Annotated in this window: 8 protein-coding genes; 7 read left to right on the plus strand and 1 reads right to left on the minus strand. The window is 56.2% G+C overall.

The window, feature by feature from the left end; genetic code table 11:
• The first annotated feature begins 8 nt into the window (after positions 1-8).
• From MUU46_RS03135 to MUU46_RS03155, 5 genes are all read left to right on the plus strand, one after another.
• On the plus strand, positions 9-452 hold the full coding sequence (locus MUU46_RS03135; protein WP_258964741.1) for a flavodoxin: 444 nt from the start codon (positions 9-11) through the stop codon (positions 450-452).
• A 278-nt stretch (positions 453-730) separates the two neighbouring features.
• Positions 731-2,089 (plus strand): MFS transporter, encoded by a 1,359-nt coding sequence (locus tag MUU46_RS03140; RefSeq protein ID WP_159758324.1) that lies wholly within the window; start codon positions 731-733, stop codon positions 2,087-2,089.
• Entirely contained in the window at positions 2,086-3,429 is a 1,344-nt protein-coding gene (locus MUU46_RS03145; RefSeq protein WP_258964742.1) for an enolase C-terminal domain-like protein, read from the plus strand. Before MUU46_RS03140 ends, MUU46_RS03145 begins: the two co-directional genes overlap by 4 nt.
• A 12-nt stretch (positions 3,430-3,441) precedes the next feature.
• Positions 3,442-4,782 (plus strand): glucarate dehydratase, encoded by a 1,341-nt coding sequence (gene gudD, locus MUU46_RS03150; protein ID WP_159758320.1) that lies wholly within the window; start codon positions 3,442-3,444, stop codon positions 4,780-4,782.
• Between the two features lie 33 nt (positions 4,783-4,815).
• Entirely contained in the window at positions 4,816-5,967 is a 1,152-nt protein-coding gene (locus tag MUU46_RS03155; RefSeq protein ID WP_159758318.1) for a glycerate kinase, read from the plus strand.
• A 36-nt stretch (positions 5,968-6,003) separates the two neighbouring features.
• Here MUU46_RS03155 and barA read toward each other — a convergent pair whose 3' ends face one another.
• Positions 6,004-8,751, minus strand: coding sequence for a two-component sensor histidine kinase BarA (barA, locus tag MUU46_RS03160; RefSeq protein ID WP_258964743.1), 2,748 nt, complete (start codon positions 8,749-8,751; stop codon positions 6,004-6,006).
• Positions 8,752-8,808: 57 nt separating this feature from the next.
• Between barA and rlmD the strand changes: the two genes are divergently transcribed.
• Positions 8,809-10,107: a 23S rRNA (uracil(1939)-C(5))-methyltransferase RlmD gene (gene rlmD / locus MUU46_RS03165; RefSeq protein WP_258964744.1), complete on the plus strand. Its 1,299-nt coding sequence runs from the start codon at positions 8,809-8,811 to the stop codon at positions 10,105-10,107.
• Between the two features lie 197 nt (positions 10,108-10,304).
• Positions 10,305-12,536: a GTP diphosphokinase gene (relA, locus tag MUU46_RS03170; protein WP_159758312.1), complete on the plus strand. Its 2,232-nt coding sequence runs from the start codon at positions 10,305-10,307 to the stop codon at positions 12,534-12,536.
• Positions 12,537-12,556: the final 20 nt, after the last annotated feature.

Consider the following 12,556-nt stretch of genomic DNA (forward strand, 5'->3'; position numbering starts at 1 on the left):
GAAAAGTAATGGCGGATGTAGGCATTTTTGTCGGCACCATGTACGGAAACGCGCTGCTGGTGGCGGAAGAAGCCCAGACGATCCTCGCGGCTCAGGGCCACAAAGCACAGGTATTTGAAGATCCTGAAGTCAGCGACTGGGAATCCTACCAAGGGAAATATGCGCTGGTGGTCACTTCTACCACCGGCCAGGGCGACCTGCCGGACAGCATTGTGCCGCTGTATCAGGGCATTCTCGATATGTACCAGCCGCATCTGCGCTACGGTATTATCGCTCTCGGCGACAGTACCTACTCGCATTTCTGCGGCGGCGGCAAACGCTTCGATGCGTTGTTGCAAGATCAGGGCGCACAGCGTATCGGCGAAATGCTGATGATCGACGCCAGTGAAGATCCTGAACCCGAAACGGTCTCCAACCCGTGGGTTGAACACTGGGCGACGCTGCTCAGCTGATCCGTTTGCCCTTCAGCCGAAGGGCAAAACCCTCCTCCCATTCCTGAATCCGTGAACCATCCCCCATTCTCCTGGGCATAAGCCTGAAAACACCTTTTATCCACTCCGGAATGCTGTGTTTATGCACGGTGAACCATCGTTGACGCGTTTTTATACTTCTCCTGTCGGTGAATAAAACGTGGCGTGCCACAGAGCAACGTCGCCATAAAAACAAATGTCATTCTGATTACCCTACAGGTTACGTTGTTCAGAATGAGGGAAGCCTCAGGAGCACAACAATGAGTTCACTAAGTCACGCCACGGCGGCCGCTGAAAAGCGGACCAACGCGCGCTACTGGATTGTGGTGATGCTGTTTATCGTCACCTCGTTCAACTATGGCGACCGCGCTACGCTCTCGATTGCCGGGTCAGAAATGGCCAAAGATATTGGCCTGAATCCGGTGGGTATGGGCTACGTTTTCTCCGCATTTTCATGGGCTTATGTGATTGGACAAATCCCTGGCGGCTGGCTACTCGATCGCTTTGGTTCTAAGCGCGTCTACTTCTGGTCGATCTTCACCTGGTCGATGTTCACCCTGTTACAGGGCTTTGTCGATATCTTCCACGGTTTTGGCATCATCGTCGCGCTGTTCACGTTGCGCTTTATGGTGGGTCTGGCCGAAGCGCCGTCTTTCCCCGGCAACAGTCGCATTGTTGCCGCGTGGTTCCCGGCGCAGGAAAGGGGCACGGCGGTCGCCATATTCAACTCCGCGCAGTACTTTGCAACGGTAATCTTCGCACCAATCATGGGCTGGCTGACGCATGAAGTGGGCTGGTCGCACGTATTCTTCTTCATGGGGGGGCTGGGGATCGTCATCAGCTTCCTGTGGCTGAAAATGATCCACGAACCCAACCAGCATCCTGGCGTGAACCAAAAAGAACTGGATTACATCGCTGAAGGCGGGGCGCTGATCAATATGGATCAGAAGAAGACGGCGAAGCAAGTGCCGATGCGTGAGAAGTGGGCGCAGGTAAAACAACTGGTCGGTTCGCGCATGATGATCGGCGTATACCTTGGGCAGTACTGCATCAATGCGCTGACTTACTTTTTCATCACCTGGTTCCCGGTGTATCTGGTGCAGGCGCGTGGCATGTCGATTCTGAAAGCGGGATTTGTGGCATCCATCCCGGCGGTATGCGGCTTTGTAGGCGGCGTGCTGGGCGGGATCATATCCGACTGGCTGATGCGTAAAACGGGTTCGCTCAACGTGGCACGTAAAACGCCGATCGTACTCGGTATGCTGCTGTCGATGACCATGGTGTTCTGTAACTACGTCGATGCGGAATGGATGATCATCGGCTTTATGGCGATGGCATTCTTCGGCAAAGGCATCGGCGCGTTGGGCTGGGCGGTCATGGCCGATACCGCGCCGAAAGAAATTAGCGGTCTCAGCGGCGGCCTGTTCAACATGTTCGGCAATATCTCCGGCATCGTCACCCCGATTGCCATCGGCTATATCGTGGCAACCACCGGCTCGTTTAACTGGGCGCTGATTTATGTCGGCATTCACGCGCTGATTGCGGTCCTGAGCTATCTGGTACTGGTCGGAGATATCAAACGCATTGAGCTGAAACCGGCAACGGAGCGTGTATCATGAATACTCAGGCAAGCCCTGTCATTACTGACATGAAGGTGATCCCGGTGGCAGCGCAGGACAGTATGCTGCTGAACATTGGCGGCGCGCATCATGCTTACTTCACCCGTAACATCGTGGTGCTGACCGATAACGCCGGGCATACCGGCGTCGGTGAAGCGCCCGGCGGGGAAGTGATTTACCAGACGCTGCTAGATGCCATCCCGCAGGTGGTGGGGCAGGAAGTTGCGCGGATGAATCGTGTGGTACAGCAGGTCCATAAAGGAAATCAGGCCGCCGATTTTGATACCTTCGCGAAAGGTGCCTGGACCTTCGAACTCAAGGTTAATGCGGTGGCGGCGCTTGAAGCGGCGTTACTGGATTTACTTGGCCAGGCGCTGAATGTGCCGGTATGCGAATTACTGGGACCGGGCAAACAGCGCGATGCGGTCACGGTGCTGGGCTATCTGTTCTACGTGGGCGACCGTAACAAAACCGATTTGCCTTACTCTGAAGGGCGGCGAGATGGTCACGACTGGTATCACTTGCGCCATCAGCAGGCGCTTTCCTCGAGTGCCGTGGTCAGGCTGGCTGAGGCCGCACAGGACCGTTACGGTTTCAAAGATTTCAAACTGAAAGGCGGCGTTTTGCCCGGTGAACAGGAAATCGACGCCGCGCGAATGCTGAAGAAACGTTTCCCGGACGCGCGCATCACAGTCGACCCAAATGGCGCATGGCTGCTTGATGAAGCTATCGCCCTGTGCAAAGACCTACAGAATGTACTGACCTACGCGGAAGATCCGTGCGGCGCGGAGCAGGGCTTTTCTGGGCGAGAAGTGATGGCGGAGTTTCGTCGTGCGACTGGCCTGCCAGTTGCGACCAACATGATTGCCACTAACTGGCGCGAAATGGGCCATGCTGTGATGCTCAACGCGGTGGATATCCCGCTGGCTGACCCGCATTTCTGGACGCTCTCCGGCGCGGTGCGCGTGGCGCAGCTCTGTGATGACTGGGGTCTGACCTGGGGCTGCCATTCGAATAACCATTTCGATATTTCACTGGCGATGTTTACCCACGTCGGCGCGGCGGCCCCAGGCAAACCGACGGCCATTGATACACACTGGATCTGGCAGGAAGGCGATGCCAGACTCACCCAAAACCCGTTGCAAATTGAGAACGGAAAAATCACGGTGCCGGAAGCCCCTGGGCTCGGCGTCACGCTCGACTGGGCGCAGATGGAAAAGGCGCATGAAGCTTACAAACGGCTGCCCGGCGGTGCGCGTAATGACGCGGTGCCCATGCAGTACCTGATCCCCGGCTGGACATTCGATCGCAAGCGCCCTGTTTTCGGTCGTACTCAATAAAAGGATTGCACGATGACGATTCAACATTCAACGCCAGTGGTGACCTCCATGCAGGTGATCCCGGTTGCCGGACACGACAGCATGCTGATGAATCTGAGCGGTGCCCACGCGCCGTTCTTCACCCGCAATATTGTGATGATTAAAGACAACGCCGGGCATACCGGCGTGGGCGAAATCCCCGGTGGCGAAAAGATCCGTAAAACCCTGGAAGACGCGGCGGCGCTGGTGGTGGGGAAAACCCTCGGCGAATACAAAAATGTGCTGACTGCGGTGCGTAATGCCTTTGCCGATCGCGATTCAGGCGGCCGTGGTCTGCAAACCTTCGATCTGCGCACCACCATTCACGTGGTGACGGGCATTGAAGCGGCGATGCTCGACTTGCTCGGCCAGCATCTGGGCGTAAACGTTGCCTCGCTGTTGGGCGACGGTCAGCAGCGCGATGAAGTCGAAATGCTGGGCTATCTGTTCTTTGTCGGCGACCGCAAACGCACGCCACTGGCTTATCAGAGCCAGCCGGATGACAAATGTGACTGGTATCGCGTACGCCACGACGAAGCGATGACCCCGGATGCGGTGGTGCGTTTGGCGGAAGCCGCGTATGAAAAATACGGTTTCAACGACTTCAAGCTCAAAGGTGGCGTATTAAGCGGTGAAGACGAAGCAGAAGCGGTGACGGCTCTGGCAAAACGCTTCCCGCAGGCGCGCGTGACGCTTGATCCAAATGGTGCGTGGTCACTGGATGAAGCCATCAACATTGGTAAGCAGCTGCGCAACGTACTGGCGTATGCGGAAGATCCGTGCGGTGCAGAACAGGGATTCTCAGGCCGGGAAGTAATGGCCGAATTTCGTCGCGCTACTGGGCTGCCGACCGCCACCAACATGATTGCCACCGACTGGCGGCAGATGGGCCACACACTATCGTTGCAGTCGGTGGATATTCCGCTGGCGGACCCGCACTTCTGGACCATGCAGGGGTCGGTGCGCGTGGCGCAAATGTGCCACGAATTTGGTCTCACCTGGGGCTCGCACTCCAACAACCATTTCGACATTTCGCTGGCGATGTTCACCCATGTTGCGGCGGCCGCACCGGGCAACGTCACCGCCATTGATACCCACTGGATCTGGCAGGAAGGGAATCAGCGTCTGACGAAGCAGCCGTTTGAAATCATAGGCGGCATGGTGCAGGTGCCGTCGACACCGGGGCTGGGCGTCGAACTGGATATGGACCGCGTGATGCAGGCCCACGAGCTGTATCAGAAGCACGGGCTCGGCGCGCGCGATGACGCGATGGGAATGCAGTATTTGATCCCTGACTGGACGTTTGATAACAAGCGCCCGTGCATGGTGCGATAATAAAACTGATGCCGTCACCCGTAAGGACAGCCTATGAAAATCGTGATTGCCCCTGATTCGTACAAGGAGAGCCTGAACGCGCTGGAGGTTGCCAGTGCGATTGAGACGGGCTTCAGAGAGATTTTCCCTACGGCGGAGTACGTGAAAATTCCGCTCGCTGACGGCGGGGAAGGTACCGTGGAAGCGATGGTGGCGGCCACACAAGGGCGTGTGATTACGGTCAACGTGACCGGCCCGCTGGGTTTTCCGGTGCAAGCGTTCTATGGAATCTCCGGCGATGAACAGTCGGCGTTTATCGAAATGGCGGCCGCCAGCGGTCTGGAAAGCGTACCGGTGGAAAAGCGTAACCCGCTGAAAACGACCTCATGGGGAACCGGAGAACTGATTCGTCATGCGCTGGATGCGGGCGTAACGCAGATAATCATTGGCATTGGCGGCAGCGCCACCAATGACGGCGGTGCAGGCATGGTACAGGCGCTGGGAGCAAAACTGCTAACGCGTGACGAGCAGCAGATCCCGCCCGGTGGAGAAGGCCTGGAGCAGCTTGAGCGGATTGATATCAGCGGTCTGGACCCGCGTCTGGCGAGTTGCAGGATTGAAGTCGCCTGTGACGTAACCAACCCACTGACCGGTAAAGAGGGGGCGACGGCGGTATTTGGTCCGCAAAAAGGGGCGACGGAAGCGATGATCTCGCGTTTGGATGACGCCCTAATGCGTTTCGCCACGCTTATCGAACGTGATTTAGATATTCAGGTACTCAATCTGGAAGGCGGCGGTGCGGCGGGGGGAATGGGCGCGGGGCTGTTCGCTTTTTGTGGGGCGACGTTACGACCGGGAATTGAAATCGTGACCGACGCGCTGCATCTGGCTGAAATATTGAAAGATGCGGATTGGGTTATCACCGGCGAAGGGCGGATCGACAGCCAGACCGTACACGGTAAAGTACCCGTCGGCGTCGCGCGAGTGGCGAAGCGCTTTAATATTCCGGTGATTGCTATTGCCGGGAGTTTGACGGATGACGCAGAAGTTGTGCATCAGCACGGTCTGGATGCGGTGTTCAGCGTTATCTACAGCATTTGTACGCTGGAGGATGCGCTGGCGAACGCACGGGAGAATGTGCGGCGCACGGCGCGCAATGTGGCGGCGGTGTTGGAGATCGGCAGACGGTTTCCCCCCTCACCCTAACTCTCTCCTTCAGGGTGAGGGCATCAGCGTACTCCGTCACCCCAAAATCAATTTCGCTTCCCTTGCCACGTTATCCATTTCATCCAGCAGCTCAAGAAACTCCGGCTCCAGTTCGTCTGGCGGAACGCCATTGCGCAGCTGGCCTTCTATCAAATGGCAAAGATTCTTTAAACGCGGCACGCCGCTATAACCACAGCTGCCATGCAGTTTGTGAATCGCGTCCACCAAATCCTCCGGCTTCTCACCCACCAGCTGTTCTTCCACTTTGTTGCGGATTTCTGGCAGGAAATCGATCAGCATATGCAGCATGTCACGCGCCAGATTTTGCTTATTGGCCGCCTGACGCAGCGCAAGCGACCAGTCGAGGGTGGTATTCAGATTCACCGGCGGGTGTGGCTCGCTCACTTCAGGCTGCGTAATGCTCAGCCCTGGCTTATAGCGCAGCAGCAGGTTTCGCAGTTTGCTCTCTTCGATAGGCTTCGCCAGATAGTCGTTCATCCCGGCACTCAGGAGCTTCTCCTTTTGCCCGGCCATGGCATGGGCAGTCACCGCAATCACGGGTGTTTGCTGCTGATGTGGCAGTTGGTGAATCAGTTCGCAGGCGCGAATACCATCCATATCCGGCATCTGGATATCCATCAGAATCAGGTCGAACTGCATCTGTTTGGCGCGGTTAATCGCCTCCTGACCGCTGTCGCACAGCTCAACGTTTTGCACCTGATCTTCCAGCAGCGCGCCGATTAGCTTTAAATTCGCCGGATTATCATCCACCGCCATTACCGTCATACCCAGTCGCGCGGCCTGATTATTGGGAACAGCCAGGGTCTGATTCACGCGACAGTATTCCGTCAGCGCAGGCAGCAAACGGGTGGAGGTTAGCGGTTTCAGCAGACAAGCCGCCGCACCGTTTTGTTTGAGCTGTTCGGCATTCACCTGCGCGTGGCACGGTAGCGCCAGCAGCAGGAAGTCGGTCATGCGATGGGCCTGTCCGAGTTTGTCTGCGTGCATGCTTAAATCACGCATCGATACCGGCACCGCAATCAGCAGAATATCGTAACGGTCTTCCGGCAGCGCCGAGAAGGTCGGGCTGTACACCACCTCCAGCGGCGTAGTCGCCAGAATATCCAGGGTGCACTGTGCGGCGGAGGCGTTTGCTTCGACATAGGCCAGACGTTTACCCGTCAGGCAGGCGGTTGTCAGGCTTTCGGATACTACGTTCGGATTGAGATCCAGATTGATGTGGAACCAGAAAGTTGAACCGCGATTTGGCTGGCTGTGGAAGGAAATATCGCCACCCATTTCTTTCACTAAACGCTGGGTGATCACCAGGCCCAGGCCGGTCCCACCGTGGCGCCGCGAAATGCTGGCATCCGCTTGCCGGAAAGCCTGGAACAGACGCGACTGATCGCGCTCAGGAATACCGATACCGGTGTCGCGGATCTGCACTTCAATTTGCACTTTGGTGTTGCTCAGCGCGCGTTTTTCTACCAGCACGTCAATGTTGCCGTTTTCGGTAAATTTAATTGCGTTTCCGACCAGATTGGTAATGACTTGTTGCAGTCGCAGCGGGTCACCAATGACGTTATCCGGCACGTCGTTTTTGATGTTCAGCGTCAGCTCAAGCCCTTTATCATGCGCTGAATGGGCGAGCAGCGTCACCACTTCATCCAGCGAATTGCGCAACGGGAACGGAATGCTTTCCAGAACCAGCTTACCGGCTTCCAGTTTAGAGAAGTCCAGCACATCGTTGATGATGGCCAGCAGGTTGTTCGCCGAGCGTTCAATGGTATTGAGGTGGTCGCGCTGGGTCGAATTTAGGTCGGTTTTGAGCGTCAGTCGGGTAAACCCAATCACACCGTTGAGCGGGGTGCGCAGCTCGTGTGACATGTTGGCGAGGAATTCAGATTTAATACGTGCTGCTTCCTGGGCGCGTTTCTTCGCCAAATCCAGCTCGACGTTCTGAATTTCCATCTGCTCAAGGGTTTCCCGTAGATCGGACGTGGCCTGGTCGACGTTGTGCTGCATCTCTTCGTGATAGGCCGCCAGCGACATCGCCATCGAGTTGATGCCGTTCTTGAGCATATCCAGTTCGCCGAGCATGAAGCCTTCGACACGACTGTCGAGCTGGCCACGACGAATGCGGTCAACGGTATTCACCATGTTGCGAATCGGGCCGGTGACGTCGCGCATCAGACGCCAGCCGAAAATCAGCGCAATGCCGATACAAAACAGCATCATTACACTGGAGATGAAAATCTCTTTGTATTGTTGCAGCCGCACGGACCGCAGATCGAGTTCCAGCGCTACGTAGCCGAGCGTATTGACCGGCGTTTTGGCTTCCGAAGTTGGCGATTCATCCAGGGAATAACGTTCGGACACAATTGGCGTACGCAAGATCATCGTATCACCACTGCGCGATACGCTGAGGCGGTTCGGTATCAGTGCGCCTTTCGGCAGCTGCAGCTCACTCGGGTCAAGATGGTAGTTGGACGTGACGAACAGCCTGTTGTGCTCGTCATACACCGAAATTGCCCGCACGATGTCAGAATGGCGGCGATGTAAGACGCTAATGAGCTGTCCTATTGATTCACGGTTTTGTAAGTTCATGCCATATTCACTGGAGACCGCGAGCGGTTCAATGATGCTGGCCCCGGCGTCTTCCAGCTGACGCTGCAGATCATGGTAGCGGTGAACGACAAAGAAGATGCTGAGCAGCAAACCGATCAAGACGGTCGGGGCCAGGATCAGGATCATCATGCGCGCACGCAGGCTGTAGTTGGTCATGGAGGTCCGTTATGGGAGAATCAGGGTTAATATACTTCGTGTGAGAAAAATCTCTGAATGGCGCAATTCTACTCTGCAAAACGCCGCGTGACGACGCGCGAGATCATAACCGTGACGGTGAGCGACCTTGACCCTTTCGGTCAGGGGGTGGCGCACCATAACGGTAAAACGATGTTTATCAATGGCTTGTTGCCTGGTGAGGGTGCAGAAATTCGCATCACCGAAGATAAAAAACAGTATGCGCGCGGACAGGTAAAACGTCGATTGAACGACAGCCCGGAACGCGAAAAGCCGCGCTGTCCGCATTTTGGCGTATGCGGTGGCTGCCAGCAGCAACATGCCAGTGTGGCGCTGCAGCAGCGTAGCAAGCAGGCGGCACTGGCGCGCATGATGAAACATGACGTGGACGACGTACTCTCGGCGACGCCGTGGGGCTATCGCCGTCGTGCACGTCTGAGCGTGAATTATCAACCGAAGAGCCAGCATTTGCAGATGGGTTTTCGTAAGGCAGGCTCGAACGATATCGTCGAGGTCACGCAATGCCCTGTGCTGGTGCCCACTCTTGAGGCACTTCTGCCTGCGGTGCGCGACTGTCTGGCGTCGCTTTCGGGTGTTCGTCATTTAGGGCATGTGGAGCTGGTGCAGGCTGATAACGGTCCGCTGATGGTATTACGCCATACCGCACCACTTTCGGCGGCGGATAACGCAAAACTGGAACAGTTTTCGCATTCACACCAGCTGGCCCTGTGGCTGGCACCACAAAGTGATAGCGTTGAACAAGTTAATGGCGAATTGCCTTGGTACAGTTCAGAAGGGCTACGCTTAACGTTCAGTCCGCGCGATTTTATTCAGGTCAACGACGGCGTGAATCAGCGGATGGTAGAAACGGCGCTGGCGTGGCTTGATGTTCAGCCGCAGGACCGCGTTTTGGATCTGTTTTGCGGGATGGGTAACTTTACGCTGCCGCTGGCAAAACGCGCTGCAAGCGTGGTGGGCGTGGAAGGTGTGCCCGCGCTGGTTGCGAAAGGCCAGCAGAACGCAGAACAGAATAATCTGCACAATGTGACCTTCTTCCACGAAAATCTTGAAGAGGATGTCACTCTGCAGGCCTGGGCGAAAAATGGTTTTGACAAAATTTTACTCGATCCTGCGCGCGCGGGCGCACCGGGCGTGATGCAGCATGTCGTAAAATTAGCCCCCGATCGAGTGGTATATGTATCCTGTAACCCGGCAACGCTGGCGCGTGATAGCGAAGTGTTGCTGGCGGCGGGCTATCAAATTCAGCGTCTGGCAATGCTGGACATGTTCCCGCACACTGGGCACCTGGAGTCGATGGTGCTGTTCGAGCACAAATAATGAATCAAGGCTTGTCGAATCCGACAGGCCCGGTCCGAAGAGCCTATCCCGGTAGGCGTAATTGTTGTAGCCAGTTTGGACACGGGCAGCGCGAAAAAACCTGAGCGTACACGTAGTACGTGAAGATTTTGAGCACTGCTCAGGGCCAAAATGGCAAATAAAATAGCCTAATGGGATAGGCTCTAAAGGAGAGGACAATGGTTGCGGTACGCAGTGCACATCTCAATAAAGCTGGTGAGTTTGATCCGGTTAAATGGATAGCAAGCCTGGGAATATCCAGCCAGCAGTCGTGTGAGCGCTTAGCCGAAACATGGACCTATTGTCGCGAACAAACCCTGGGTCATCCTGACGCCGAACTGCTGCTGTGGCGTGGCGTAGAGATGGTCGAAATCCTCTCCATGCTGAATATGGATATTGATTCACTGCGGGCGGCGCTGTTGTTCCCGCTGGTGGTGAGTGATGTGGTCAGCGAAGAAAAGCTGGAGGAAAGCGCCGGTAAATCTATCGTCACGCTTATCCACGGCGTGCGCGACATGGCCGCTATTCGCCAGCTGAAAGCCACCCACAACGATTCCGTCTCCTCTGAGCAGGTCGATAACGTTCGTCGGATGCTGTTGGCGATGGTCGACGATTTCCGCTGCGTGGTCATCAAGCTCGCCGAGCGTATTGCTCACCTGCGGGAAGTGAAGGATGCGCCGGAAGATGAACGCGTGCTGGCAGCGAAGGAATGTACCAACATCTATGCCCCGCTAGCTAACCGTCTTGGTATTGGTCAGCTTAAGTGGGAGCTGGAAGATTACTGCTTCCGCTATCTGCATCCTGAAGAATACAAACGCATAGCTAAACTGCTGCACGAACGTCGTATCGATCGCGAACACTACATTGACGAGTTTGTCGGTACCTTGCGCACCTCCATCAAGGAGGAGGGCGTGAAGGCCGAAGTGTATGGTCGACCAAAACACATCTACAGCATCTGGCGCAAAATGCAGAAGAAGCAGCTGGCGTTTGATGAGCTGTTCGACGTGCGTGCGGTGCGTATCGTCGCCGAACGTTTGCAGGATTGCTACGCGGCGCTTGGCATCGTCCACACCCATTTCCGTCATTTACCGGACGAATTCGACGATTATGTCGCCAACCCGAAACCGAATGGTTATCAGTCCATTCACACCGTGGTGTTAGGCCCCGGGGGGAAAACGGTTGAGATTCAAATCCGTACGCGCCAGATGCACGAAGAGTCTGAGCTTGGCGTGGCAGCGCACTGGAAATACAAAGAGGGCGCGGCGTCCAGCGGCGCGCGCGGTCACGAAGACCGCATTGCCTGGCTGCGTAAGCTGATTGCGTGGCAGGAAGAAATGGCCGATTCGGGCGAAATGCTCGACGAACTGCGCAGCCAGGTGTTCGACGATCGGGTGTATGTGTTTACCCCGAAAGGTGACGTGGTTGACCTGCCCGCAGGATCTACGCCGCTTGACTTTGCCTACCACATCCACAGCGATGTGGGACACCGCTGCATCGGGGCGAAAATCAGCGGTCGCATCGTGCCATTTACCTATCAGCTGCAAATGGGCGATCAGATTGAAATCATCACCCAGAAGCAACCGAACCCAAGCCGCGATTGGCTGAACCCAAACCTGGGCTACGTCACGACCAGCCGCGGACGTTCAAAAATTCACGCCTGGTTCCGCAAACAGGACCGCGATAAAAACATCCTCGCCGGACGTCAGATCCTCGACGACGAACTGGCGCATCTCGGGATCAGCCTGAAGGAAGCAGAAAAGCAACTGCTGCCGCGCTACAACTTCAACGATCTCGATGAGCTGCTGGCGGCTATTGGCGGCGGCGATATTCGTCTCAACCAGATGGCGAACTTCCTGCAGTCGCAGTTTAACAAGCCGAGTGCCGCCGAACAGGATGCTGCCGCGCTGAAGCAATTGCAGCAGAAAACCTACAACCCGCATAGCCGTAAAAAAGATGATGGCCGCGTAGTGGTAGAAGGCGTCGGCAATCTGATGCATCACATTGCGCGCTGCTGCCAGCCCATTCCTGGCGACGAGATTGTTGGCTTCATCACCCAGGGGCGCGGGATTTCCGTGCACCGCGCCGACTGCGATCAGCTGGTGGAGCTGCAATCCCACGCGCCGGAGCGCATCGTTGATGCGGTCTGGGGGGAAAGCTATTCCTCAGGCTATTCGCTGGTGGTGCGCGTACAGGCGAACGACCGCAGTGGCCTGCTGCGCGATATCACTACCATCCTCGCCAACGAGAAGGTCAACGTACTGGGCGTGGCAAGCCGCAGCGATACCAAACAGCAGCTCGCCACCATCGACATGACCATCGAAATCTACAACCTGCAGGTGCTGGGCCGCGTGCTCGGTAAATTGAACCAGGTGCCGGACGTGATCGACGCGCGTCGTTTGCACGGCGGTTAATTTTCTCCGCAATCTGCGCC

The sequence above is a fragment of the Scandinavium tedordense genome, from assembly GCF_024764965.1.
Taxonomy (GTDB): domain Bacteria; phylum Pseudomonadota; class Gammaproteobacteria; order Enterobacterales; family Enterobacteriaceae; genus Scandinavium; species Scandinavium tedordense.